Raw genomic sequence first — 25829 nt, 5'->3', positions numbered from 1 at the left:
GGTACCCGAAGCCGACGGGAGGGTGGCGACCCCACCACGTGGCGTCGTCGGCGTGGCCTCGACGGCCACGGTGGGAAATGCAAGGACCTCGATTCGAGAGTCAATCCCTCACGGTGAGGGCTGTCAAGGGCCCGGCGTGCAGGGACGAATTCCCGGCGAAGAGGTGACACGGGGCGCCCGCGTTCCTACAGTTGAGTCACGCCGAGGCTGTGGGAGTCCGGCGACGACGACGCACGCGGTGGAAGGGGAGGTGCCGTGGTCCAGGATGTGCAATCGACCGAGGATCCCGCGTCCCCGCGGGCAGCCGCACCCGCCGCACCTCCGGTGACGCGCGGCACGCTCATCTGGTTCGGGCTCGGCCTCGTGCTGCTGTCGTTCTTCGCCGCCTTCCTCGGATCCTGGCTCGCGCGCTCGGTCGACACTGCCGCGCCGGTGCCGGCACCCGAACCCTCCGCCTCGGCCACCGCGTCGCCCGAGTACGAGGACGTGCTCGCCGAGATCCTCCCCGCCGGGTCGGCGGTTCGCGCCGGTTCCGGCGCGCCCGAGGAGGGCAAGGGCTACGAGGGCGACGTCTACATCGACATCCTCGACGCCGACGTGTACCTCTTCAAGGACGACGCGTGGACGCTCGTCGGCAATCTCCGCGAGGCGGCTGCCGAGAACCTCACGGGCGAGCAGGGGCCGGCGGGGGAACAGGGCGAGCAGGGTGCTCAGGGCGAGCAGGGGGCCTCGGGTGCTCAGGGACCCAGCGGCGCCCCCGGTTCCCCGGGAACACAAGTGATTCTCGGCACATCGGCGCCCGCCGACGACGCCTGCACCGCCGACGGCGACGTGTACATCGACACCGCAGCGGTCGAGTTCTACGAGTGCACCGACGGTGCGTGGGTGCTGTTCGGACCGACGACCGGGCCCGAGCCGACCCCGGAAGCCGGCGAGTAGACGCAGGCTCCTCAGCGGCGGGTGGACGCCGTCACCGTGAACTTGGCGTTGCGCGCGACTTGCCGCGTCGGCCCGACCGCCCGCTCCAGCGCGGGGCGGTAATGCAGGCCGGAGTTCCAGACCGCCCAGAGTTCGCCGCCTTGCCGCAGCACGCGGGCGGCCTCTGCGAACATCCGCGGCGCTATCCCTTCGTGCACCGCGGAACCCGAGTGGAACGGCGGGTTCAGCGCGATGAAGGTCGCGCTCGCGTCCGGCTGCGCCCCCAGCATGTCGTCGCGGACGACCTCGACGCGGTCGGCGACGCCGTTCGCCTCCGTGGTCGCCCGGGCGGAGGCGACCGCCGCCGCCGATTGGTCGCAGGCGAGCACGTGGAGGGATGGATGCCGCAGCGCGAGCGCCGTCGCCACCACGCCGGTTCCGCAGGCGAGGTCGATGGCTGAGCCGTCGGGGAGCGGGGGAAGCTGCTCCAGCAGGAACCTCGTGCCGATGTCGATCGATGCGCCCGCGAAGGCGCCTCCGAAAGCGCACACGACGATCCCGTCGTGCGTCACGCGCACCGGCGCCGGGTCGCGGCCGTCGTGAGGTCCGCGCGCGACGAGCACGCGCGACTTCTGACGGGCATGGGTGACGTCGAGCCGGGCGAAGCTCTCGCGCAGCACGTCGTTCATGGCGAGCGTCATGTGCTTCACACGACCGCCGGCGAAGACGACGACGTCGGGTGCCGCGTGCGCGGCGATCAGCCGCGCGATGTCGCGGAGCGCGTCGAGCGAGCGCGGCAGCCGCATCAGCACGACCCGCGCGCCGCGCACGAGTTCTGGCGAGAGTGGCAGCGACACGAAGGCGTCGCCGAGGCCGAACCGCTCGGCGTTGGCGGCCAGTGCGCGTTCGCCGGTGAGCGGGTCCTGATGGACACGGATGCCGCGGCCGCCGTCGGACGCCGCGCCCAGCGTGAGCGCTCCGTAACCGTCGCCGATCACCACGAGCTCACCGTCGCCGGCGCCGGTGCGGGCGGCGGCGGACTCGTCCAGGAGCAGCCGGTCCGCAGCATCCGTCGCGACGAGGTCGGGAGCCTCGACGTCGGGCCACCGGCGCAGGCCCTCGAGCGAGAATGTCACCGTCCCACGGTAGCCGGACCGGCCGCGTCCGGTTCCGGGAACTGCGGGCGAATGCGTGCCGTCCCGCGGCAGCGGGACTAGCATTCAACGGTGCCAGACCGTGCGTTCAGTCCCGTCATCTCACTGCTGACCGTGGCCGCAGTGTGGGACGCGCACCTCGGCGCTCAGCTGCGCGACCTCGGCCTCACGACCCGCAAGTACGGGCTGCTCGCCCACATCGAGGCGACGCCGGGCATCTCGTTCAGCGAGCTCGCGCGGCGCTCGCAGATCACCGTGCAGTCGGCGCACACCGCCGTGCAGACCCTTGTCGCCGACGGGCTCGTCGCGGATGCGACGAAGCACGCGGGCGCGGCCTCCGATCTGCGCGTGACCGACCGGGGGAGCGAGGTGCTGCAGGCCGCCGAGCAGCGGCTGGCGGCGCTCGACGCCGGGCTCGCCGCGGGGGCGCCGGCGCTCGCCACTGCGCTGGAAGGGCTGCACGAACAGCCGTTCGGGCTCGCGCCCGAATAGGTCGGGAGGCCGCGCACGGCCAACCTTCAGAAAGCCTGAAGCGCTTTCAGTTAGGCTGAAGGTGTGTTCCGAACACCTCACACCCTGTTCCGTGCGCTCGCGATCCTCGAGGCGATCTCGTGGACGCTCCTCATCGCCGGTCTCGTGATCCGCGCCACCACCGACTGGGCGCTCGGCGTCACGATCGGCGGCGGCATCCACGGTTTCATCTTCCTGTCGTACGGCGCGACCGTGATCCTCGTCGCCCTCAACAACCGCTGGCGCGTCGGACCCACGGTGCTCGCGCTCGTGAGCGCCGTCATCCCGTACGCCACGATCCCGGCGGAGCTGTGGCTCCAGCGCAGCGGCCGCCTCGCGGGTGCCTGGCGCCTCGAGGCCACCGACGACCCGCGCGACGCCACCTGGTACGACCGGCTGATGCGGTGGTTCCTGCGGCGGCCCTGGGTGCTCGGCGCCTTGATCGCGCTCGCGGTCGTGCTGCTGTTCGTCGTGCTCGTCATCCCGGGCCCGCCCGGAGGTCGCGACTGACGACACCCGACCCCGGCCGCCTCTCTCCCTCGGGAGCGAGGCGGCCGAGTCGCGTCGTGATCAGTGGCGGTGCCGCGGCTCAGCGCCAGGCGGGCAACTGCTGCAGGGTCCAGGTGTTGCCGTCGGGGTCGTCGAACTGCACGAACCTGCCCCAGTCCTGCTCGTCGACGCCGCGCCCCTCGACGCCGTTGGCGCGCAGATGCGCGAGCGCTTCGTCGGCGTCGGGCACGACGACCTGGATCGTGTTCTGGCGGCCGGGCTCGAGATCGTTGCCCAGCCCGGTGCCGAAGGCGATGGAGCACGCGGAGCCGGGCGGAGTCATCTGCACGAAGCGGAGTCCGTCGACGGGCGTCTGATCGTGATCGGCGTTGAAGCCGATCCGCTCGTAGAACTCCTTCGCGCGATCGACATCCGTCACCGGCACGAAGATGAGCTCGATCTTCCAGTCCATCGTGTTCCCTCTCGTCTCTGAAGCAGGTCCCCCGTAGACGAGACGTTACGCCGGGGGTGCGACATCCGGCGCTGGGGAATACGTGCGGACGTGAGCGGTTGAAATTGACAATGTCTGTATCAAGTTCAAAACTTGATACTCCTCCGCTCAAGTTTCAGGAGAGATGGAATGCCAGAAGACTTCACCCCCCAGGCCGGCGACGACGCGAGCTCGTTCGACGAGTTCCTGGCGCGCTACCTCGCGGGCGAGCGCGCGCGCGCCGAGCGCTCGATCGACCTGAGCCGCTACCTCGGCGCCCGCACGCAGGAGCTCCTCCAGCGGGCCGGCAAGTACGCGCTCGACCGCGGCCAGCAGGAGCTCGACGCCCTGCACGTGCTGCGCATCCTCGTGAGCGAGGCGCCGGCGCGGGACGCCGTCCAGCGCATCGGCGCGGACGCCGACGCGATCGCGCGCGCCACCGAGGAGCGCCTGCCCGCCGCCACGGCGGCGGCGGACGTCGACGGGGCCGTCGTGACCTCGTCGGTGCAGCGTGCGCTGTTCCATGCCTTCCAGGTCGCCCGCTCGTCGGGCTCGACCTACGTCGACCCCGAGCACCTCTTCTTCGCGCTCGTGCTCGCGCAGGACACGCCCGCCGGCCAGGTGCTGGCCCGCGCCGGCGTGACGGCCGAGGCGCTCATGCAGGGCGCGCGCGAGACCGTGACGCCGGGCGAGAGCACTCAGGCCGAGATGCGGCCCGAGGGCGCAGCATCCGACACCCCCATGCTCGACACGTACGGCACCGACCTGACGGCGCACGCCGTGGCCGGCGAACTCGACCCGGTGATCGGGCGCGCCGACGAGATCGAGCAGACGATCGAGATCCTCAGCCGCCGCACCAAGAACAACCCCGTGCTCGTCGGCGAGGCGGGCGTCGGCAAGACCGCGATCGTCGAGGGCCTCGCCCAGGCGATCGTCGACGGCTCCGTGCCCGAGCAGCTGCTGGGCAAGCGTGTGGTCGCCCTCGACCTGCCGGCGATGCTCGCAGGCACCCGCTACCGCGGCGACTTCGAGGAGCGCCTCACCAAGACGATGGACGAGATCGCCGCGCACAAGGGCGAGCTGATCGTGTTCATCGACGAGGTGCACACGGTGGTCGGCGCCGGTGGTGCCGGTGACGGCGGCATGGACGCGGGCAACATCCTGAAGCCCCGCCTCGCGCGCGGCGAGCTGCACCTCGTGGGGGCGACCACGCTCAAGGAGTACCGCGTCATCGAGAAGGACCCCGCGCTCGAGCGGCGGTTCCAGCCGGTGCGCGTGGGCGAGCCGTCGATCGAGGACGCCGTGCTCATCCTCCGCGGCCTCAAGCCGGCCTACGAGGAGCACCACGGCATCGTCTACACCGACGAGGCCCTCCGTGCGGCCGTCGAGCTCAGCGACCGGTACCTCACCGAGCGCGTGCTGCCCGACAAGGCCATCGACCTCATCGACCAGGCGGGCGCCCGGCTGCGGTTGCGCCTCGGGTCGAAGGTGGACGTGAGCGGGCTGATCGAGCGGCTCGCGACGCTCGAGGCCGACAAGAACGCCGCAGTGTCGGCGGAGCACTACGAGGAGGCGTCGCAGATCCGCGACCGGATCGCCGAGGTGCAGGACCGCCTCGAGCGTGCCACTGCCGCGGGCGCCGCCGTGCGCACCGACGCCATCGTGGACGAACCCGAGATCGCCGCGGTGATCAGCCGGGCCACCGGCATCCCCGTGAACCGCCTGACCGAGACCGAGCGTGAGAGGCTGGCGTCCCTCGAGGACGAGCTGCACGACCGCGTGATCGGGCAGGACGACGCCGTGACCGCCGTCGCCAAGGCGGTCCGCCGCAACCGCACCGGCATGGGCGACGCCCGGCGTCCGGTCGGGTCGTTCCTCTTCCTCGGCCCGACCGGTGTCGGCAAGACGGAGCTCGCGAAGGCCCTGGCAGGCTCGCTGTTCGACGACGACACCGCGGTGATCCGGTTCGACATGAGCGAGTTCGGCGAGCGGCACACCGTGTCCCGCCTCGTCGGCGCCCCTCCCGGATACGTCGGCTACGACGAGGCCGGACAGCTCACCGAGCGCGTGCGGCGCAACCCGTACTCGATCGTGCTGTTCGACGAGATCGAGAAGGCGCACCCCGACGTGTTCAACCTGCTGCTGCAGGTGCTCGACGACGGGCGCCTCACCGATGGCCAGGGGCGCACGGTCGACTTCCGCAACACAGTGGTCGTCATGACCTCGAACCTCGGCTCGGAGTTCCTCGCGTCGCGCGGCGGCGCGATCGGGTTCCTCGCCGACGGGGGAGGGGCGACCGGCTTCGGATCCGAGAAGGACCTCCGCGACCGCGTCTTCAGCAAGCTGCGCGAGGCGATGCGGCCGGAGTTCCTCAACCGCATCGACGAGATCGTGCTGTTCCGCAAGCTCGAGGAGCCGCAGCTGCAGAACATCGTGCGTCTGCTGCTGGGCGCGTCCGACGCGCGGCTCGCAAGGCGCGAGGTGTCGCTGGTCGTGACGGACTCGGCGGTGGCCTGGCTCGCCGAGAACGGCTACGAGCCCGAGTACGGCGCGCGGCCGCTGCGGCGGCTCATCCAGCGCGAGGTGGACGACCGCATCGCCGACCTGTTCGTCACGGGCGCGCTCGTGGACGGCGGGACGGTGACGGTGGATGCCTCGGCGGAGGCGCTGTCGGTGGTCGCCGGTTCGCCCTTCGCGGTGGCCGCCTGACCCGACACGGTGGGCAGAGAGGCGCCGGGCCTTCGGGCCCGGCGCCTCTCGCCGTGCATGGGGTGGGCGTTCCTCCGCTTCGACAGGTCAACCGGAGCTGCGCCGGACAGATCCAGCCCGAATTCTCCTGTAGAACCCCGGTTGACCTGTCGAAGATGCGGGTGCACGGATGCCGGCGGCCGCGGTGCGGGTCGGTGGCACCTGACAGAGTGGGTTCATGACCCGCATCGGCGCGATCTTCAATCCGTACACCCACACCCCCGACGAGTTCCGCGACGCGGTGCTGGCCGCCGAGTCGGCGGGCCTGCCCGAGCTCTGGATCTGGGAGGACTGCTTCCGCCAGTCCGCCTTCACAACGGTGGGCGCGGCCCTGGCCTGGACAGAGGCGCTGCGCATCGGCATCGGGATCGCCCCGATGCCGCTGCGGAACGTGGCGGCCACCGCGATGGAGATCGCCACGGTCGAGCGGCTGTTCCCCGGTCGGCTCCTTCCGGGCGTCGGTCACGGCGTGCTCGATTGGATGGGGCAGGTCGGGGCGCGCGTCGCCTCGCCGCTGACCCTGATGCGCGAGTACGTGCCGACGCTGCGCAGCCTGCTCGCGGGCGACCAGGTGAGCGTCGACGGACGCTATGTCACCGTCCGCGACGTGCGCCTGGACTATCCGCCGGTCGCACCGCCGCTCGTGTATGCGGCCGCAGAGGGTCCCAAGACGCTGCGGCTGAGCGGCGAGGTGGCCGACGGCACCGTGCTCGACAGCGGGCACACGGCAGGGGAGTACGCCATCGCCACCGCCGCCATTCGCGAGGCGCGGGCCGCGTCGGGTCGCGCCGGTGACCACGACGTGGTGGCCTACGTCGTCACCGCCTTCGGCGCGGATGCCGAGGCCCGGGCGATCACCGACGTGGGCGACAAGCCCGATCCAGCCGAGCGCGCGCTGTGGGGCGAGCCGGCAGACGTCGCCGCGGGCGCGCAGCGCTTCTTCGACGCGGGCGTCGACGACGTGGTGCTGCTGCCCTCGTCCCGAGGCGACATCGCCGAGTTCTACCGCGCGGCGGCCGAGGTGTCGCGGCTCGTCGGCGCGCACGTCGCATGAGCGCGGCGCTGTCGATCGGGATCGCTGCGGCGGCCGGCCCAGAGGTCGGTGCGCGTGTCGCGGCGGCCGCCGAGGCGGCAGGCCTGCGCGCCCTGTGCGTCAACGACACCCCGGGCCACGACGCGCTGGCGGTGCTCGCCGCCGCCGCGGGCGCGACCGAGCGGCTCGTGCTCGCCACGGGAGTGCTCCCGATCGACCGTCGCACGCCCGACGACATCCTCGCGGGCGCCGCAGGAATCCCCGCCGACCGGCTCATGCTCGGAATCGGTTCGGGGCAGCTTCGTTCCGGGGCGGTCGAAAGCGTGACGGATGCTGCCACCGCCCTCCGCGCGCGCACCGAGGCGCGCGTCGTGGTCGGCGCTCTCGGCCCGAGGATGCGGCGCGCGGGGGCGGAGGCGTCTGACGGGCTCCTGCTCAGCTGGCTGACACCGAAGATCGCTGCGGAGCAGGCACGCCGGGCGCACGAGCGGGCCGGCGCGGCACACGTCGCGCTGTACGTGCGGACGGCTGCCGACCCCGCCGCGACAGCGGCGCTCGACGAGGAGGCACGGCGCTACACCGGGTACCCCGCGTACGCGGCGAACTTCGCGCGCCTGGGTGTCGAGGCGGCGGACACCGTCATCCGACCCGTCGCGCTGCGTGACCGGATCGCCGCCTATCGCGCCGCCGCCGACGAGGTGGTCCTCCGAGCGATCACCGCCTCGGGCAGCCTCGATGAGCACCTCCGGTTCATCGACGCGGTCCGTGGGGCAGTCGCGTGACGCGGATCATCGTTCGCTGGGCGCTCGCGGCGCTGCTGGTGACCGCGGGCGCGTCGCACCTGACGTGGGGGAGGCGCGGCTACCGCATCGTCGTCCCCGACTGGGCGACGCGGCTCTTCCACACCGACGAGGACACGATCGTCGTCGCGTCAGGCGTCGTCGAGCTGATGCTGGGCGGTGCTCTCGTGGCGCTTCCCGCCGAGCGCCGCCGCGTGGGTTGGGCGGTGGCCGCGTTCTTCGTGGCGGTCTTCCCTGGCAACGTCTATCAGTGGCGGACGCGCCGGCCGGCGCCCATGCTGCGCACCGATCGGGCCCGGTTCGTCCGGCTGCTGCTGCAGCCGCTGCTCGTCGTGTGGGCCCTGTGGGGCACGAGCGGAACAGTCGGACGCGGCCGATGAGTCGGCCGGTCGCGGCCCACGATCGGTCGGTCGCCCAGCGGCGGCACAGCCGCCGAGCCCGGGACAGGTGTCGGGGGCCGGTGCCAGAATGCCGATGTGCTGCTGAACGAGCTGGTGACCGCGACGGGCGAGGTCGCGTCGACCTCGTCGCGCTTGGCCAAGATCGCCGTCCTGGCCACGTTGCTGCGCGGGCTTCAGCCGGATGAGGTCGCTCCCGCCATCGGTTTCCTCACCGCCAACCCGCGGCAGGGGCGGCTCGGCGTCGGGTGGCGCAGTCTCACCGGCCTCGATGTCGTACACGCCGATACGCCGACGCTGACCGTGCTCGATGTCGACGCATCCCTCAGCCGACTGGCGGGGGCCGATGGCGCGGGCTCGGTCCTCGCGCGCCGCGGCGAGCTCGACGCACTCGCGAGCGCCGCCACCGCCGACGAGTGGGACTTCCTGGCGCGCGTCATGATCGGCGAGCTGCGCACCGGTGCGCTCGAGGGTGTGCTCCTCGATGCGATCGCGAAGGGTTCCGAGCGCGAGGCGCCCGTCGTGCGGAGGGCCGCGATGCTGTCCGGCGACCTGGGCGCGACCGCGCGCATCGCGCTCACCGGCGACGCCGATGAACTCTCCGCGGTCGGCCTCCAAGTGGGGCGCGGTGTGCTGCCGATGCTCGCCGCGACGGCGGGATCGACGAGCGAGGCGCTCGAGACGCTCGGGGCCGCAGCATCCGTCGAGTACAAGCTCGACGGTGCACGCATCCAGGTGCACCGCGACGGCGACGACGTCCGAGTCTTCACGCGCAGCCTCGCCGACATCACCCACCGCGTGCCCGAGCTCGTCGAGGCGGTGCGGGCACTGCCCGCCGAGCGGGTGATCCTCGACGGCGAGACGCTGTCGCTCGACGAGGACGGCGGCCCGCGGCCGTTCCAAGACACGATGTCGCGGTTCGGATCGATGGGCGACGACGCGGCGGCCACCGTCCTGAGGCCGTGGTTCTTCGACATCCTCCACCTCGACGGACGCGACCTGATCGACGAGCCGCTGGCGACGCGCCTCGAGCTGCTCGATCGAGCTGTCGGCGACGCACGCATGCCGAGCGTCGTCACCGACGACCCGGTGAAGGCCGAGGAGTTCTCGCGTCAGGCGCTCGCCGCGGGCCACGAGGGCGTCATGGTCAAGGCGCTCGACGCTCCCTACGCCGCCGGACGGCGCGGCAAGAGCTGGCTCAAGGTCAAGCCGGTGCTCACCTACGACCTCGTGGTGCTCGCCGTCGAATGGGGGTCCGGCCGTCGCACCGGGCTGCTGTCGAACCTGCACCTGGGTGCCCGCGACCCGGAGGGGATGTTCGGCGAACCGGGCGGCTTCGTGATGGTGGGGAAGACCTTCAAGGGGCTCACCGACGCGACGCTGCGGTGGCAGAGCGAGCACTTCCCGACCATCGAGACCCACCGCTCGGCGTACGCGGTGCACGTGCGCCCCGAGACGGTGGTCGAGATCGCCATCGACGGCGTGCAGCGATCGACGCGGTACCCGGGCGGTGTCGCTCTGCGCTTCGCGCGTGTGAAGGGCTACCGCCCCGACAAGCGTCCCGATGAAGCCGACACGATCGAGTCGCTCCGCGCCCTGCTTCGAGGGTGAGGGCCGCACCCCGTCATCCGCGGGCGGAGACGTAGCGGTGCTCCGGCCTCCCCGTGGTGCCGTATCGCAGCCGCACCTCGACTTGGCCGCGTGCGGCGAGCGTGGCGAGGTGTCGCTGCGCGGTCGCGCGCGAGATGCCCACCCGCTCGGCGACCTCGGCCGCGGACGCCTCGTCGTCGCCGAGGCCCTCGAGGATCCGCTGCTCCGTCGCCGATCGGGCGACGGAGGCAGGTTCCGCACTGCCGTGGAGGATCGTCAGGGCGCGGTCGATCTGCTCCTGCTCCAGTGGACGGTCGGTGGCGAGGAGATTCCGCATGCGGGCGTAGCGGTCGAGGCGCTCCGCCAGCACGCGGGCGTCGAACGGCTTCGTCAGGTACGCGAGCGCGCCGGCGCGCAGCGCGCGACGGACAGTCGCAGCATCCGTCGCAGCCGACAGCACGAACGCATCCACGTCGACACCCGCGATGAATTCGACTCCGTCGCCGTCGGGGAGGAAGGCGTCCACGAGCAGCAGGTCGGGGGCGTGGGCGCGCACGGCCTGGCGCGCGGCCCCCAGCGAATGCACGGGGTCCAGCGCGGTGAAGCCGGTGCGGGAGGCGACGACGTCGCGGTGCAGTCCGGCGACGCGGAAGTCGTCGTCGACGACGAGCACACGGATGGGCTGACTCATGCGTTCTTCTCCTGTCGGCGGACAGCGGTGTCGCGGCGCAGCGCGCCCGGAAGTCGCGCGCCGAACACGGCGCCCGAACGGTGGCCGCCGGCATCGATGACCCACACGTCGCCGCCGTGACGGCGGGCGAGGTCCCGGGAGAGGGGCAGACCGTAGCCGTGTCCGTGTACCGCGTCGTTGCGACCTGGATCGGCCTCGCGAGATCCGGCGCGGATGAACGGATCGCTCCCGGGCGGACGGATGCCGCGGCCCGAGTCGGCGACCGTGACCACGAGCTCATCGTCGTCGTCGAGCAGCGCGACCTCGACCCAGCGGGGTTCATCGCCGGCCACGGCCGCGGTGACCGCATTGCCGATCAGGTTGCCGAGGATCGCCGCGACGTCCTCCGGGAGCGCGACCTCGCTCAGCAGCAGGGTGTCGTCGGAGACCCGCACGCTCACGCCCCGTTCACGCGCCGCCGCGCCCGTCGCGCCCAGAAGGGACTGGAGGAAGGCGTCGGGAACCCGCTCGAGGCCGGCGACGGCGAAGTCGACGGCTCCGCGCTCGGTGAGGTCGCCGAGGAACGCGCGCGCCTCGTCGACGCGGTCGGCGTCGATCAGCCCGGATGCGACGTGCAGACGATTGGCGAACTCGTGCCGCTGCACGCGCAGAGCCTCGGTCATGGCGCGGACGGTCTCGAGCCGCCCGGCGAGCGCCTCGACATCGGTGCGGTCGCGCACCACGACGATCTCGCCGAGCGCGCGGGCGTCGCGGCGCACCGGACGCGTGTCGAGGTACAGCACGCGGTCGCCCACGACCGCCTCCACGGCGGTGGCGCCTTCGCGCACGGCCCGGAGCACGTCTTCCGGCAGCGCCAGCTCGTCGAACCGGCGGCCGACGGGGTCGTCGAGTCCCAGCATCCGTTCCGCGGCCTGATTGCACACGCGGACCACACCGTCGGGATCGAGGGCGACGACGCCGTCTCCGACTCCTTCGAGCACCGCGGCCTGGTTCTGCACGAGCGCCACGAGCTCCTCGGGCTGGAGTCCGAGGGTCAGCCGTTCGAAGCGCCGCCGCAGGAGCAGTGTCGCCAGCGTCGCCAGAGCCACTCCGCCGAGCGCGGCGACCGCGATCGTCGTCAGGAGCGCAGGGAGGTCGTCGAACACGCTCGCACGCTCGAAGCCGACGCTGACCTCGCCCGCCGGAGTGCCTCCGGCCTCGGCGTAGATCGGCACCTTCGCGCGAGCGGACTCGCCGAGCGTGCCGACCTCCCAGTCGACCACCTCGTTGCCCTCGAGCACCTCGGCGAAGGGTGTCGAGACCACTTGGCCGAGCAGGTCCTGATTCGGGTGGGCGAGACGGATGCCGTGATCGTCGGTGATGACGACGAACAGCGCGTCGGTGCGGTCGGCCACATCGGTGGCGATCTGCTGCAGCGGACCGTCACGGAGGTGCGCGGCATCCGGAGTTCCCGGGTCCGCTGAGAACTCGGCGACGAGGGACTTGACGTCGGGGTCCTCGGCGACGGTGCGGGCGATGTTGAGCGCGGCTGCCTCGGACTCCGCGCGCAGCTGACGCACGCCCAGCCAACCGAAGACGAGTGCACACACGGCGACGACGGCGGCGACCGTCGCCAGCTGGACCAGCAGCAGCCGTGTCGCGAAGCGCATGCCACCTCCTGGGTGTGTGAGCGGAGTGCGCGTGAGCAGAATGCGCAGAACACACGCTACGCGCAGAACGTGAGGGAATGCGACTTACCGCGCGCTGGTCCGGCGCTCGACCCTAACCTCACTCAGACGCACCGAGAGATGGTGCGGGAGACCTGACGCACCCCACGACGAAGGAGTCGACATGAACGCGGCAGCACCGTTCCTCCTCCAGGCCGCCGAGGCCGACGAAGGCTACGCGACAGCCTTCGTCCCACCCGAATGGGTGCTGGTAGCCCTCGGGTTCACGATGGTGCTCGTGTTCATGGCGCTCATCATGACGCGGCGGCTCACGCCGATGGTCGCGCTCATCCTCGTGCCCACCGTGTTCGGCCTGTTCGCCGGTGCGGGGCTCGGGCTCGGCGACATGATCATCGACGCCATCGGAAGCATGGCTCCGACGGCCGCCCTCCTCATGTTCGCGATCATGTATTTCGGCATCATGATCGACGTCGGGCTGTTCGATCCGTTGATCCGCGCGATCACGCGACTGCTCGGCGACGACCCGGCCAAGGTCGTGCTCGGCACGGCGATCCTCGCGGGAGCGGTGTCGCTCGACGGCGACGGGTCCACGACGTTCATCATCACGACCTCCGCGATGCTGCCGATCTACCTCCGTCTGGGCATGAACCCGGTCGTGCTCACGTGCGTCGCAGGCCTCATGAACGGCACGCTCAACATCGTGCCGTGGGGTGGTCCGACCGTGCGTGCTGCGACCGCGCTGGGCCTGCAGCCGACCGACATCTTCGTGCCGATGCTGCCGTCCCTCGCGGCCGGCCTGGTCATCGCGCTGACGTTCTCGTGGTTCCTCGGCCTGTCGGAGCGCAAGCGCATCGGCAGCATCGACGCCTCGCGCCTCGGGGACGGCGGCTCGCTCGCCGGCCCGCGGATCTTCCGCGGCGCCGACACGAAGCCTGGTGCCCGTGCGACGCTGCGCACCGGCAACATCGTCACCCTCGCCGGCGGTCACGGCGGCGTGCCCGCGGCGACCGCGGTGGTGGACCGTGAGGACACCGCCATGGCGGACACGATGCTCGACCCCAACCGCGCGACGCTTCGGCCGAAGCTGATCTGGTTCAACCTGGCGCTCACGCTCGTGGTGATGGTGCTGCTGGTGCTCGACATCTTCCCGCTCGCGTATGTCTTCATGGTCGGCGCCGCGATCGCGCTGGTGGTCAACTTCCGAAAGCTCAAGAGCCAGGCCGACGAGATCGTCGCGCACGCTCCGAGCATCGTCGGCGTCGTGTCGATGGTGCTGGCCGCCGGCGTGCTGGTCGGCGTGCTGAACGGCACGGGCATGGTCGACGCCATGGCCACCTGGATCACGACCGTGATCCCGGCTTCGCTCGGCCCGTTCCTCGCCGTGATCACCGGCATCCTGTCGATCCCGTTCACGTTCTTCATGTCGAACGACGCGTTCTACTACGGCATCCTGCCGGTGCTCGCGCAGAGCGCGGAGCACTTCGGGATCGCCCCGGTCGAGATGGCGCGGGCATCGATCACCGGCCAGCCCGTGCACCTGCAGAGCCCGCTGGTGCCGGCGATCCTCCTGCTGGTGTCGCTGGCGAGCGTGAACCTCGGCGACCACCACAAGAAGGTGCTGTGGCGCGCCACGATCGTGTCGCTCGCGATGCTCGCGGTCGGCGTGGTGGTCGGCGCCATCCCGCTGATGGCCTGACCCGACTCGACGACCTCTCTCCGCGAGAATCCAACCGGGGGCCGAGACCGTGGGTGGTACCCACGGTCTCGGCCCTCCACCGGATTCTCGCGGTGGCAGGGCGTCGGTGAACGTAGGATTTCGCCATGACCAAGGGAGCCGCACCCGACGCCTCGTACGAGAACCGCAGCTTCGGGGCACCCGGCGCGGAGCGGACCGTCGTGCTGCTGCGTTCAGGGGTCTCGACCCTGTCTGATCCACGCCCGGATGCCACCGCACGGCGTGACGCGAGGATCGTCGCGGTGGGGCTCACGATCGACGACATCGACGATCCCGCCGCCTACCGTGGCGCGACCCCTGCAGAAGCGACCGCGAGCGCCATCGCGCGGTTCGTCACGGAGGAGTCGCACGGGCGCCCGGTCGGTCTCGTGGGAGTCGGCGAGGCCGGCGAGCTCGCGATCATGGTCGCGGCCCATCTCGGCGAGAACGTCGACAGGCTGGCGCTCGTCGCCGTCCCCCGGCCGGAGTCCGAGCTCGGTGCGAGCGAGGTCGCTGAGCTCCTCGACCGCATCGCCGCGAAGACGCTCCTCATGAACGGCCAGGCGGATCCGACCGCCGCGTCAGGCGCCGCGGAGTGGTTCAAGAAGCACCTGGCGTCGGCGCGGGTGGAGATGGTGCCGAGGACGGACGATCCCGATGCGCGGCTCATTCTGGCCGACGTCTGGGAGCGCGTGCTGTCGCACGTCGCGCCCGCCACCGTGCGATGAACCGCATCGTCGTACTGACCGGCGCAGGCATCTCGGCCGAAAGCGGCGTGCCCACGTTCCGCGGGGCCGACGGGCTCTGGGAAGGGCACAGCATCGAAGACGTCGCGACGCCGGAGGGGTTCGAGCGCGACCCCGACCGCGTTCAGGCGTTCTATGACGCGCGACGGCGGGCCGTGGCATCCGTCGTCCCGAATGCCGCGCACCGCGCGCTCGCCCGGCTGGAGGGAGCGATCGGCGACGACCTGCTGGTGGTCACGCAGAACGTCGACGACCTGCACGAGCGCGCCGGCACCCGCAACCTCGTGCACATGCACGGCGAGCTGCGGCGCGCGCTCTGCCTGGCCTGCGGATCGCGCCCCCAGTGGGACGCCGACCTCATCGACGGCCCAGCCTGCCCGGAATGCGGAGAACGGATGCTGCGCCCCGACGTGGTCTGGTTCGGCGAGATGCCGTACGAACTCGATCGCATCGAGCAGGCGGTCGTCGCGTGCGATGTGTTCGTCTCGATCGGCACGTCGGGGGAGGTGTATCCGGCTGCGGGATACGTCGCGCTCGCCGCCGCCTTCGGGGCGCGCACGGTGGAGCTGAACCTCGAGCCCAGCGACCCGGCCGTGGCGTTCGACGAGACACGGGCGGGCCTCGCGAGCGAGCTCGTACCGGCGTGGGCCGACGAGGTGATCGCCGCACGGAGCGCATCGCGCTAGACACATGAGAGCGCCGGGTGGTGGGCCCACCACCCGGCGCTCGTCGCGTGCTGTCGCGACGCGTTAGCGTCCGCCGCCCGACCGCACCCTCGAGAGGGCGTCGACGGTGGCCGCGAGGATCAGCACGCCGCCGGTGACCAGCAGGTTGACGCCGGCGGGCAGGTTGAGCAGGCCGAGGCCGTTGGTGATCGTCGCGATCACCAGCGCGCCGATCGCCGCATGCATCAGACGGCCCTTGCCGCCGAACAGGCTGACGCCGCCGACGACTGCCGCCGCGACACCCGACAGGACGATGTCGCGCCCGACGGTCGCGTCGACCGAGCCGACGCGGGCGACGCTCAGCAGAGCCGAGAACACGGCCAGGCTGGAGCAGATCACGAACGCCCACCACTTGATCCAGCGCACCTTCACACCGGACCGGCGAGCCGCCTCCGCGTTGCCGCCGATCGCGTAGATGTAGCGGCCGAACTTGGTGCGATCCAGCAGGAATGTGCCGATCCAGAGGATGACGAGCACCACGGGCACCACGATCGGCACCCCGGCGACCTCGATCACGGACTGGCCGCGGTTCTGGTTCAGCACATACACGACGATGCCGCCGATGACGGCGATCGCGGCGAGCTTGATCCACACCATCGACAGAGCCCGGTTGGGAACGCCCGCGCGCTTGCGACGCGCTCGGTCCCAGAACGACGTCCCCGCCGAGATGGCGAGCATGATCACCAGCATCGCCCAGCCGCCCCACACCGGCAGGTTGCCGTTCTGAAGCGCGATGAGCTCGGGCACCTCGAGGCGGAACAGGCCGCCCGGGCCGATGATGACCAGCGCGAGACCCTGGAAGCCCAGGAAGAGGCCCAAGGTGACGACGAACGACGGGATGCCGACCCTCGCCACGAAGAAACCTATCAATGCGCCGGTGAGGAACCCGAACCCGAACCCGATCAGCAGCGCGAGCGGCCACGGGATGCCGAACTGCGCGTTGAGGACCACGAACAGCGCCATGCCGACGCCGCCGGTCACGCCCGCGGAAAGGTCGATCTCGCCGAGCAGCAGCACGAACACGAGCGCCATGCCGAGCACGACGAGCGTCGCAGCCTGGTTGAGAAGGTTGGCGAAGTTGCGTTCGGTAAGGAAGAACGGGCTGAGGATCGAGAACAGTGCTCCGAGGACGACGAGGCCGCCGATCGCGGGGAGGGCGCCCATGTCGCCGCCTCGCACGCGCTGCCACCACGCGCGGATCTGATCGCCGACACCGCCTTCGACGCCGCTGCCGATCATGTCGCTGGCGAGTGGGTCGGGAGCGGCCTCGGTGCGGGTGACGTTGCTGCTCATTCCGCGCCTCCTTCGGTGCGAACGGTCGACGTGTCGAGGATCGAGACGCCGGCGGGTGTCTTGGTGCCGGTGATGTAGCCGACCACGTCGTCGCGGGTGGTCGAGGACGTCGGGATCTGCGCGACCATCTGGCCGAGGTACAGCACGGCGATGTCGTCCGCGACCTCGAACACGTCGGCGAGGTTGTGGCTGATCAGGATCACTGCGACGCCCTGCTCCGACAGGCGCTTGACGAGGTTCAGCACCTGCTCGGTCTGCGCGACGCCGAGCGCCGCGGTCGGCTCGTCGAGGATGACCACGCGCGCCTTCTTGAGCACGGCGCGGGCGATCGCCACGGTCTGCCGCTGGCCGCCGGAAAGGCTGGACACCTTCTGACGCACGGACTTCACCGTGCGCACCGAGAGGGAACGCAGCGTGTCGGAGGCCTCCTTCTCCATGCGGCCCTCGTCGAAGGTGCCGAAGGAGAGCTCCTCGCGGCCGAGGAACATGTTCTGCACGATGTCGAGGTTGTCGCATAGCGCGAGGTCCTGATAGACGACCTCGATGCCCAGGCCGGACGCATCGCGCGGGGCGTGCAGATCGCGGTGCTGGCCGTCGATCAGGACCTCGCCCTCGTCGTAGGGCTGCACGCCGGCGAGGCCCTTGATGAGCGTGGACTTGCCGGCGCCGTTGTCGCCCACGAGGGCGGTGACCTTGCCGGGGTGGACCTTCAGGTCGACGCCCTTCAGGACGCTGACCGGTCCGAAGGATTTCTTGACGCCGACCAGCTGGATGATCGGCTCGGCGCCGGCCGTGGTGGCCGGGGCGGTGGTGAATGTGTCTGACATGCTCGCTTCCTTGGGAATGCCGTAGTCCGGCGCGAAGGGGCGTCACGCCGTGCGGCGCGACGCCCCTTGCGGCTCAGTCCGCAGACCGCTCCATTACTGGGCGGTGACTCCGTACTGCTCGCAGGCAGCCATCACGTCCGGCGTGCAGACGTCGTCGTAGTCGGCGTCGCCGGCGGCGACGACGTCCTTGACCTTGTCGGGGCCGACCAGGATCGGCGTGACCTGGATGTAGGGCGTGCCGTCGTCGAGCTTGGCCTGCGCGGTGACGTCCTCACCCTTGAGCAGGGAGACGGCGGTGTCGACGGCGGCCGTGGCCTCGTCCTTGACCGGCTTGTAGACCGTGGCGGTCTGCCAGCCGAGCAGGATGTTCTGCAGGCCCGCGACGTTGGCGTCCTGGCCCGACACGGCCACACCGGTCAGGTTGTTGTCCTGCAGGACCTTGATCACGCCCGCCGCGTTGGTGTCGTTCGCGACCCAGACGCCGTCGACCTTGCCGCCGAGCGAGGTCAGCGCCTGCTCGAAGTTGGTCTGCGACTTGGCCTGGTCCCACACCCCGGGAGGCTCGGCGGCCGCCTTGATGCCGGCGGCCTCCATGACCTCGACGGCGCCGTCGTGGAACATCGCTGCGTTGCCGTCGGTCGGGTCGCCGCCCATGTAGACGACGATCGCGGTGGCCGGGTCCTTGCCGGCGGTCTCGAGACCGTCGAGCACTGTCTGGCCCTCCAGGCGTCCGACCTCGGTGTTGTCGAACGACACGTAGTAGTCGGCGCCGGTGAACGGGCGGTCGTAGGCGATGACCGGGATGCCCTCGGCCTTGGCCTTCGTCGCGACGGCCTCGGCCGCGCCCTGGTAGTCGACCAGGAGCATGACGCCGCAACCCTGCGTGAGCTGCTGGTCGGCGATCGTCGAGTACTTGTTGACGTCACCCTGCGCGTTCTGGATGTCCGCGTCGAATCCGGCCGCCTCCAGGCCCTCCTGGAGGTACTTGCGGTCGAAGTTCTCCCAGCGCGGCGACGAGGCCGCGTCCGGCAGGATCACGCATGCGCGACTGGCGGCGTCGCCGCCGGCCTCCGTGGACCCACCGTTGCCGTTGCCGCTGCTGGAGCAGCCGGCCAGCATCACCGCGGCGGCGCCCGTGAGGGCGGCCACGGCGAGGATCGAAGACTTCTTCATCTCTTGCCTTTCGTCATTGAAGCGGGCGAGTCCCCAGGATCGTCCCTGGCGTTCATCGCGCTGATGCGATCATCGACGACACGGATTCTTATCGTCAAGTCTTGAACATAACGCTTTGGCAACGCACCGGGTCGGACGCTGCGCGGACCCGCTCGCCGGGCCCCTAGAGAGCGTTTACCGTGCAGAATGCGTGCAAAGTGGATGAAAACGCCTGTTTTCGCGTAGGTGAAGCCCTCTCACAACCTGTACTCCCGCTGAGAGCGTTCGTCAAGTGAAGACAGCGAGGGTGCAGTGCGCTCAGGCTCGGCCTGTCGCGGCGCGGGTGCGGCGCGACAGCGAGTCGACGATCACGGCGAGCACGAGCACGACGCCGGTGACCATGAACTGGACCGACGAGTCGAGGTTGAGCAGAGTCAGGCCCGACGAGATCGACTGGATGACCACGATGCCGATCAGGGCCGAGAAGGCCGATCCGCGCCCGCCGAACAGGCTCGTCCCGCCGATGACGGCGGCGGCGATCGCATTGAGGTTGACGTCTCCGGTTCCCGAGCTCTGATTCGCCGAAGCCAGCCGTGCGGCCGCGAGGATCCCGCCCACCGCCGCGAGCGTGGAGCACATCGCGAAGACGGAGAGGTAGATGCGATCCACCCGGATCCCGGCGCGCCGGGCAGCCTCGACGGACCCGCCGACCGCGTAGACCGCGCGGCCCCAGCGGGTGCGTGTCAGGGCGAAGTTCATCGCCACCACCAGCCCGAGGAAGAACAGGAACATCACGCCGATGCCGCGGTACAGGTTCAGGTACCAGGTGGCGGCCAGCAGGAAGGCGAGAAGGGCGCCGCTGCGCACGGCGATCTCGCCGTAGCTCTGACTCACGAGGTTGGCCGCCGCGCGCCGCCGCGATCGTCGTACGAGCGACCACGCGAAGGCGGCCACCGCGAGAACGGCCACCAGGTACGAGGCCCACGCGGGGAGGAACATCTGCTGCGCGAACTGCACGAGCCACGAGTCGAACGGGATCGCGATCGACCCGGTCTCGCCGAGCACCCACAGTTGCAGCCCGAGGAAGCCGAGCAGACCGGCGAGCGTGATGACGAAGCTCGGCAGCCCGAACCTCGTGTACAGGAAGCCGTAGAGCAGCCCGACGAGGCAGCCGATCGCGATGGCCGCGATCAGCGAGAGCACGAGGTTCCACTGCAGCTGCACGAAGGTCACAGCCAGCACGGCCGCGGCGAGGCCTGACACCGAGCCCACGGACAGGTCGATCTCGCCTACCAGGAGCACGAGCACCACTCCCAGCGCGATGGTTCCGATCGCCGCGCACTGCATCGTGAGGTTCACGAGGTTCTCGCTGGAGAGGAACACGGGATTGAGCAGCTGGAACACCGTCCAGATCACCGCGATGCCGAGCACCACGGGGAGCGCCCCCAGGTCGCCGCCGCGGACGCGGGAGACGAACGCCTCGAACGTGTGACGGATGCCGCTGCCGCTGAGGAGGCGTTCCTGCGCGATCGGCTCGGCCAGGCGCTCGTCGCCGTGCGGACTCATCGCGACCCGTCCCCACGGGGACGAGGCGTGCGGGAACCGGCGCGGGGCATGCGGATCACGGTGCCGCCGGATGTGTGCTCGTCCAGCGGCGGCTCGTCGAGCGGCTGGCCCGTCGCCGGCGGAGGCGGCGCAGCATCCGCCCGCTCCGGTGCCCGTCGGGCGGACGGGTGATCGACCGCACCCGTGATGGCCGCGATGAGCGTCTCGCTCGTGACGTCGGCGACGTTGTAGACGCCGTTGTTGCGGCCCAGGCGCAGCACGACCACGCGATCGGCGACCGCCATGACGTCGGCCATGTTGTGGCTGATCAGGATGACGCCGTGCCCGCGTTCGCGCAGCCGCTCGATGAGGTTCAGCACCTCGGCGGTCTGCGCCACGCCCAGCGCGGCGGTCGGCTCGTCGAGGATCACGACGCGGGGCTCCCCGATGAGCGACCGCGCGATCGCGACGGTCTGGCGCTGTCCGCCCGAGAGGGAAGCGACGGGCACGCGCACCGACGGGATCTTCGCCGACAGCTCGCGTAGCAGGGTCCAGGTGCGCTGCTCCATGTCGACCTCGTCGAGCGTCGCACCGTCGCGCAGCTCCCTGCCCAGCCACAGGTTGGCGACAACGTCGAGGTTGTCGCACAGTGCGAGGTCCTGGAAGATCGTCTCGATCCCGAGCTCCTGGGCGTCGGCCGGGGTGTCGATGCCCACCGGCTCGCCGTCGAACTCGATCGACCCGCTGTCGGGCGGGTGCACACCGGCGAGCACCTTCACGAGCGTCGACTTGCCGGCGCCGTTGTCGCCGACGAGGGCGACGACCTCGCCCTCGTTGACCCAGAAGTCGACGTCGGTGAGCGCCTTGACCGCGCCGAAGCGCTTGCCGATGCCGCGCATCGTCAGCACGCGTTCGCGCGGGCGTCCCGCCCGCGGGTGCGTCATCGACATCCTCGCCTCGTCCTCATCGATCCCCAGCCGACCCCTGTCAGAGTCAGGACCCTACCCGATGCCCGCCGCTTCGCACGCATCCGCGTACGCCGGGGTGCAGATGTCTTCGACGGTCCAGAACCCGTCGGCGACCACGGTGTCCATGATGTCGTCGATCGTCACGGCCACCGGGTCGAGCAGAGTGGCCGGCGTGCCCTGGATCTCGAGCGGAGCGGTGACCTCCTCGCCGTGGAGCAGCTTGACCGCGACCTCGGCGGCGAGCTCGGCCTGCGGCTTGATCGCCTTGTAGACGGTCATGTACTGGTCGCCGGTGAGGATGCGCTGGATCGCGGAGAGCTCGGCATCCTGGCCCGTCACGATCGGGAGGGGCTCGACGTTGGCGACCCGCAGCGCCGCGATGGCGCCGCCGGCCGTCGCGTCGTTCGCCGCGTACACCCCGGCGATGGCGCCGCCGTGCTGGGCGATCTGGCCCGACACCCACTCCTGCGCCTTCTCAGGGCTCCACCCGGGGGTGTCGTACTCGGCGAGCACGCGCAGTCCGCTGCCGTCGATGATGCTGTGGGCACCGTGCTTGAACAGCGCCGCGTTGCTGTCGGTGGGCGAGCCGTTGACCATCAGGATGCCGCTGCCGTCGTCCTCCGCGTGCACGCCCTCCACGAACGCGGTGGCCTGCAGCACCCCGACCTTCTCGTTGTCGAACGAGATGTAGTACGCCAGGTCGCCGCCGGCGATGAGCCGGTCGTACGAGATGACGGGCACGCCCTTCGCGTTGGCCGAGCTCACGATGCTGACGGCCGCGTTCGCGTCCACCGGATCGAGCACGAGCACGCCGGCCCCGGCCGTCAGCGCCGACTCCGCCTGCTGCTGCTGCTTCGCGGCGTCCTGGTCGGCGTTGGCGTAGAGCACCTCGTAGTCGCCGAGCTCGGCGACGCGGGCCTCGAACATCGGCCGGTCGAACGTCTCGTACCGTGCGGTCTTCGCGTCGGGCAGCAGCAGCGCGATCGTGTCGTCGGAGGGGGTTCCGCCCGGCGCGGGTGCACCGGAGCAGGCCGACAGCAACGCCGCGGCGAGGAGGAGGCCGGTTCCTGCGCCCACCCCCCGCAGCGCCGGCGCGCTGGGGCGAGCCTGCGGGTGTGAAGGCCAGGCTGTCGCCGGCGCGCGACGCCCGATCGGGCGCCGTCGCGGCCGATCCAGTCGCGTACGGGGCATCGGACGAGCCTATGCGGTGATGGGCAGCGACGGCGCAGTCGGAAGCTGGGCGTCGACCGTGACGTGGTCGAGGGCGATCGCGATGGCGCCGCGCGTCTCGGCCCACTCCCCGAACGAGGCGCCGACGATCTCGGGGAGGCCGTCTGCAGAGGGGAGCGCGGTGCGCTCGAGCGAGTGGCGCATCGGGGCCATGAGGATCTCGCCGGCCTGACCGAGCTCGCCGCCGACGACGATGATCTCGGGGTCGAACAGGTTGCACAGGCTCGCGGCGGCGATTCCGATGTGGCGGCCGGCGTCGGCGATCACGCGGCGTGCGGCGCCGTCGCCGAGTTCGGCGGCGTGCAGCAGGTCGCCGAGGCGGTGCATGCCTTCGCTGGGCGGGAACAGCGACAGCAGGGCGGGGCCGCCGGCGTAGGTCTCGAGGCATCCGCGGTTGCTGCAGCGGCAGATGGGGCCGTTCTCGTCGAGCGTCACGTGGCCGATCTGGCCGGCCTTGCCGTTGACGCCGCGGAAGAGATCGCCGTTCACGACGAGTCCGGCGCTGATCGTGTGGCCCACGCGGATGAACACCGACGACGCCGCGGACCGCCCGTTGCCCTCGCGGGCCTCGGCGAGTCCGCCGAGGTTCGCCTCACTGTCGACATGCACCGGGCGGCCGATGCGGATGGCCAGGCTCTCGGCGACGTCGACATTCTCCCAGCCGCGCAGGAGCCCCGGTGTGGACACCATCCCGGTGCGGGGGTCGATCGGCGCGGGCAGGGCCAGCCCGACGCCGAGGAGGTCGGTGATGGATCCGCCGAGGGACTCCATCATGTCGCCGAGCAGCAGCGCGAGGCGGTCGAGCTCGGAGTCGTGGCGGTGGTCCAGTGGGAGCGGGAGCGACGACTGCGTCACGATCGTGCGCGCGGTGTCGGCGATCGCGATGTGCAGGTGGCGGGAGCTGTAGTGGACGCCGGCGACCAGTCCCAGACGGCGGGCGAGCGACACGAGGGTCGCGCGGCGTCCGCTGCTCGTGGTGAACGACGTGTGCAGCAGGCCCGATGCGGTCAGCTCTTTGACGATGTTCGAGACGGTGGCGGGCGAGAGGCCCGTGCTGCCGGCGAGCTCGATCTGCGTGAGACGGCCGTGGCGCTTCAGAGACTCGATGACGCGCGCGCGATTGGCCTCGCGGAGCGAGGTCTGCGAGCCCGGCGGGGCTTGACGGCGTGCCACAGCTCACACTGTATCCCACGGCCGATTTCCCAGGTCGGCCGTGGGATCACGCGGTGTCGCGCCCGCCGGACTCAGCGCCGGTCGGCGGCCAGGCGGATGAGGACGATGTTTCCGGATTCGTCGACCTCGGCGACGCCGGGGTGGGCCTTCACGAACTCGGAGAAGCTCTTGTGCCCGAGGGCCTTCTCGCTGAACGACGGGTCGAGTCGTTTGATGAGGCTCTTCACCGCCGAGGCGTGCTGCCACTCCACGCCCTCCTTGTCGCTCTCGAGCCGCAGCGCGCGCTCGAGGAGGGACTCGGTCGGGTCGACGGCGGCCTTCCTCGAGCGCCGGCTGCCGGACGCGCGCTGCGGCGCGGCATCCTTCTTCCCGGTCGGCGGAGCCGCCACACCCGGGAGCGCGTCGTACGAGTCGAACTGGTCGCACGCCGCGGCGAGCGACTTCGCGGTCGATCCCGCGACGCCCACCCCCACGACGAATCGGCCGAGGCGGCGGCAGCGCTGGGCGAGCGGCACGTAGTCGGAGTCGCCGGCGACGATGACCACGTGCGTGAGGTCGGGGAGGCGGAACATGTCCTCGACGGTGTCCACGGCGAGGCGGATGTCGGCGCCGTTCTTCGCGTACGCGGCGGCGGGGAAGAGCTGCACGAGGTCGACGGCGCGCGCCACGAGCTGGGAGCGGTACTCCGCGTTGACCGGCGCCGACCAGTCGGCGTACGCCCGGGTGAGCACCAGGGTGCCGAACGACGTCGCGTAGTCGATGATGGCGCCGACGTCGATCGTCGCGGCGGCGAGGCGCTCGGCGATCTCGGGGTCCGAGGCATCCGTCGCGATCTTCTGACGGTCGCGCGAGTAGGAGTTCTTGCCGTGCACGCGGTCGTACCACGACATCACGATGTTGTCGAAGTCCAGGTACACCGCCACGCGGGGGCTCTGCAGGTCGGGCATGTCACTCCTCACCGGGGTAGTGGACGCCGACGAGGTCGCGGATCTCGTCGAGCGTGGCCATGATCGCGACGGTCTCGTCGATCGGCAGCACGTCGGAATCGGTGCGGCCCTCGGCGAGGTACCGCTCAGCCGCGAGCGCCTGGTACTGCATGCCGCGGCCGTCGATGTCGGAGCGGAATTCCTCGATCACCGTGCCGTCGGGGCTGACGAGGCGGAACGAGGTGGCCGTGTACCAGACGCTGTCGATGTCGATGCGGGCCTCTGTGCCGATGATCGTCGCGGTGTTGGGGCCGGCTGCGCGGGATGCGGAGATGGAGGTCGACAGCGCACCCGACGCGTGCGTCATGATCGTCGCCACCTCGGTGTCGGATCCCGCGTCGCCGATGCGGGCGGCCGCGGCGATGGAGAGGGGCTCGCCCAGGATGTCCCACGCGAACGAGACCGGGTAGACCCCGAGGTCGAGGAGGGCACCGCCGCCGAGTTCCAGCGCGTTGATGCGGTGCGCCGGGTCGGAGGGCAGCAGCTGTGTGTGGTCGGCGGTGACGGCGCGGACCTCGCCGAGGGCGCCCGACTCCACGAGTTCGCGGATGCGGACCATGTGCGGCAGATACCGCGTCCACATCGCCTCCATCGCGAGGAGTCCGCGTTCCGCTGCGGCGTCGCGTACCTCCAGGGCCTCCGCCGCGTTGAGGGTGAACGCCTTCTCGACCAGCACGTGCTTGCCCGCTGCGAGGGCGAGGAGGGCGTTCGCCGCGTGCATCGGATGCGGCGTCGCGATGTAGACGATGTCGACGTCCGGATCGGCGACGAGTTCCTCGTACGAGCCGTGGGCGTGCGGGATGGCGAAGTCGGCGGCGAACGCCTCAGCGGTCTCGCGTCGCCGCGAGCCCACCGCGGCGACGTCGAGCCCGGCGGTGCGCAGGTCGCTGGTGAACGCACGGGCGATGCCGCCCGGTCCGAGGATCCCCCAGCGGGGGGAGGAGGGCGAGTTCATGAACACGAGGCTAGTGGCGCGATGCCC

Annotated in this window: 24 protein-coding genes; 11 read left to right on the top strand and 13 right to left on the bottom strand. The window is 70.9% G+C overall.

The genetic code is table 11. The annotated features are described in order from the left end of the window. Positions 1-255: 255 nt before the first annotated feature. Positions 256-939: a collagen-like protein gene (locus tag RS82_RS12620; RefSeq protein ID WP_045299934.1), complete on the top strand. Its 684-nt coding sequence runs from the start codon at positions 256-258 to the stop codon at positions 937-939. Positions 940-950: 11 nt separating this feature from the next. Here the strand turns inward: RS82_RS12620 and RS82_RS12615 are convergent, their stop codons facing one another. Further along, positions 951-2054: a class I SAM-dependent methyltransferase gene (locus RS82_RS12615; RefSeq protein ID WP_045299932.1), complete on the bottom strand. Its 1104-nt coding sequence runs from the start codon at positions 2052-2054 to the stop codon at positions 951-953. Between the two features lie 90 nt (positions 2055-2144). Here RS82_RS12615 and RS82_RS12610 point away from each other — a divergent pair, with 90 nt between their 5' ends. Together RS82_RS12610 and RS82_RS12605 are read left to right on the top strand one after the other, a co-directional pair. Continuing rightward, on the top strand, positions 2145-2564 hold the full coding sequence (locus RS82_RS12610) for a MarR family winged helix-turn-helix transcriptional regulator (protein WP_082497048.1): 420 nt from the start codon (positions 2145-2147) through the stop codon (positions 2562-2564). Between the two features lie 63 nt (positions 2565-2627). Further along, positions 2628-3092, top strand: a complete 465-nt coding sequence (locus tag RS82_RS12605) for a DUF3817 domain-containing protein (RefSeq protein WP_045299930.1) — start codon at positions 2628-2630, stop codon at positions 3090-3092. A gap of 79 nt (positions 3093-3171) precedes the next feature. Here the strand turns inward: RS82_RS12605 and RS82_RS12600 are convergent, their stop codons facing one another. After that, on the bottom strand, positions 3172-3543 hold the full coding sequence (locus RS82_RS12600) for a VOC family protein (protein ID WP_045299928.1): 372 nt from the start codon (positions 3541-3543) through the stop codon (positions 3172-3174). A gap of 168 nt (positions 3544-3711) precedes the next feature. Between RS82_RS12600 and RS82_RS12595 the strand changes: the two genes are divergently transcribed. From RS82_RS12595 to RS82_RS12575, 5 genes are all read left to right on the top strand, one after another. Further along, positions 3712-6270 carry an ATP-dependent Clp protease ATP-binding subunit gene (locus RS82_RS12595; RefSeq protein ID WP_045299926.1) on the top strand — a complete coding sequence of 853 codons (2559 nt, stop codon included), beginning with the start codon at positions 3712-3714 and terminating at the stop codon, positions 6268-6270. A 217-nt stretch (positions 6271-6487) separates the two neighbouring features. Then, complete coding sequence (locus RS82_RS12590) at positions 6488-7363, top strand: LLM class flavin-dependent oxidoreductase (RefSeq protein WP_045299924.1); 876 nt, start codon at positions 6488-6490, stop codon at positions 7361-7363. Then, positions 7360-8124 (top strand): LLM class flavin-dependent oxidoreductase, encoded by a 765-nt coding sequence (locus RS82_RS12585; RefSeq protein ID WP_045299922.1) that lies wholly within the window; start codon positions 7360-7362, stop codon positions 8122-8124. Before RS82_RS12590 ends, RS82_RS12585 begins: the two co-directional genes overlap by 4 nt. Then, positions 8121-8522 (top strand): DoxX family protein, encoded by a 402-nt coding sequence (locus RS82_RS12580; protein ID WP_045299920.1) that lies wholly within the window; start codon positions 8121-8123, stop codon positions 8520-8522. Before RS82_RS12585 ends, RS82_RS12580 begins: the two co-directional genes overlap by 4 nt. Positions 8523-8618: 96 nt before the next feature. After that, positions 8619-10151 (top strand): ATP-dependent DNA ligase, encoded by a 1533-nt coding sequence (locus RS82_RS12575; RefSeq protein WP_045299918.1) that lies wholly within the window; start codon positions 8619-8621, stop codon positions 10149-10151. Between the two features lie 13 nt (positions 10152-10164). Here the strand turns inward: RS82_RS12575 and RS82_RS12570 are convergent, their stop codons facing one another. Together RS82_RS12570 and RS82_RS12565 are read right to left on the bottom strand one after the other, a co-directional pair. Next, a complete protein-coding gene (locus RS82_RS12570; protein WP_045299916.1) occupies positions 10165-10821 on the bottom strand; it encodes a response regulator in 657 nt (218 codons plus the stop codon). Next, positions 10818-12470, bottom strand: coding sequence for a sensor histidine kinase (locus RS82_RS12565; RefSeq protein ID WP_211255927.1), 1653 nt, complete (start codon positions 12468-12470; stop codon positions 10818-10820). The genes RS82_RS12570 and RS82_RS12565 overlap by 4 nt, the downstream gene beginning before the upstream one ends. Before the next feature lie 181 nt (positions 12471-12651). On the opposite strand from RS82_RS12565, the gene RS82_RS12560 reads away from it, so the two are divergent. The 3 genes from RS82_RS12560 (at position 12652) to RS82_RS12550 (ending at position 15634) form a co-directional block, all read left to right on the top strand. After that, complete coding sequence (locus RS82_RS12560) at positions 12652-14184, top strand: CitMHS family transporter (RefSeq protein ID WP_045299914.1); 1533 nt, start codon at positions 12652-12654, stop codon at positions 14182-14184. Positions 14185-14309: 125 nt separating this feature from the next. After that, positions 14310-14930: an alpha/beta fold hydrolase gene (locus RS82_RS12555; protein ID WP_045299912.1), complete on the top strand. Its 621-nt coding sequence runs from the start codon at positions 14310-14312 to the stop codon at positions 14928-14930. Further along, positions 14927-15634 carry an NAD-dependent deacylase gene (locus RS82_RS12550; RefSeq protein WP_045299910.1) on the top strand — a complete coding sequence of 236 codons (708 nt, stop codon included), beginning with the start codon at positions 14927-14929 and terminating at the stop codon, positions 15632-15634. Before RS82_RS12555 ends, RS82_RS12550 begins: the two co-directional genes overlap by 4 nt. A 63-nt stretch (positions 15635-15697) precedes the next feature. Here RS82_RS12550 and RS82_RS12545 read toward each other — a convergent pair whose 3' ends face one another. The 9 genes from RS82_RS12545 to RS82_RS12505 all read right to left on the bottom strand — a co-directional run bounded on the left by RS82_RS12545 (position 15698) and on the right by RS82_RS12505 (position 25802). Continuing rightward, complete coding sequence (locus tag RS82_RS12545) at positions 15698-16966, bottom strand: sugar ABC transporter permease (RefSeq protein WP_045299908.1); 1269 nt, start codon at positions 16964-16966, stop codon at positions 15698-15700. Beyond that, the gene (locus tag RS82_RS12540; RefSeq protein WP_045299905.1) at positions 16963-17793 is read right to left on the bottom strand and encodes an ATP-binding cassette domain-containing protein; all 831 of its coding nucleotides are present in this window, start codon (positions 17791-17793) and stop codon (positions 16963-16965) included. The genes RS82_RS12545 and RS82_RS12540 overlap by 4 nt, the downstream gene beginning before the upstream one ends. 93 nt (positions 17794-17886) lie before the next feature. Beyond that, positions 17887-18966 (bottom strand): sugar ABC transporter substrate-binding protein, encoded by a 1080-nt coding sequence (locus tag RS82_RS12535; protein ID WP_045299903.1) that lies wholly within the window; start codon positions 18964-18966, stop codon positions 17887-17889. 297 nt (positions 18967-19263) lie between these two features. Continuing rightward, entirely contained in the window at positions 19264-20511 is a 1248-nt protein-coding gene (locus RS82_RS12530; protein ID WP_052676823.1) for a sugar ABC transporter permease, read from the bottom strand. Continuing rightward, complete coding sequence (locus RS82_RS12525; protein ID WP_045299901.1) at positions 20508-21440, bottom strand: ATP-binding cassette domain-containing protein; 933 nt, start codon at positions 21438-21440, stop codon at positions 20508-20510. Before RS82_RS12525 ends, RS82_RS12530 begins: the two co-directional genes overlap by 4 nt. 51 nt (positions 21441-21491) lie before the next feature. Next, on the bottom strand, positions 21492-22535 hold the full coding sequence (locus RS82_RS12520; RefSeq protein WP_245619601.1) for a sugar ABC transporter substrate-binding protein: 1044 nt from the start codon (positions 22533-22535) through the stop codon (positions 21492-21494). 123 nt (positions 22536-22658) lie between these two features. Then, entirely contained in the window at positions 22659-23861 is a 1203-nt protein-coding gene (locus RS82_RS12515) for an ROK family transcriptional regulator (protein ID WP_045299899.1), read from the bottom strand. Between the two features lie 71 nt (positions 23862-23932). Then, on the bottom strand, positions 23933-24808 hold the full coding sequence (locus tag RS82_RS12510; protein ID WP_045299897.1) for an NYN domain-containing protein: 876 nt from the start codon (positions 24806-24808) through the stop codon (positions 23933-23935). Between the two features lies 1 nt (position 24809). Beyond that, positions 24810-25802: a Gfo/Idh/MocA family protein gene (locus RS82_RS12505; RefSeq protein ID WP_045300068.1), complete on the bottom strand. Its 993-nt coding sequence runs from the start codon at positions 25800-25802 to the stop codon at positions 24810-24812. Positions 25803-25829: the final 27 nt, after the last annotated feature.

Origin of the sequence: Microbacterium trichothecenolyticum, assembly GCF_000956465.1 — a bacterium.
Lineage (GTDB): Bacteria > Actinomycetota > Actinomycetes > Actinomycetales > Microbacteriaceae > Microbacterium > Microbacterium trichothecenolyticum.
The sequence above is the reverse complement of the archived record's forward strand: the minus strand, read 5'-3'. Positions and strand labels throughout refer to the sequence as shown.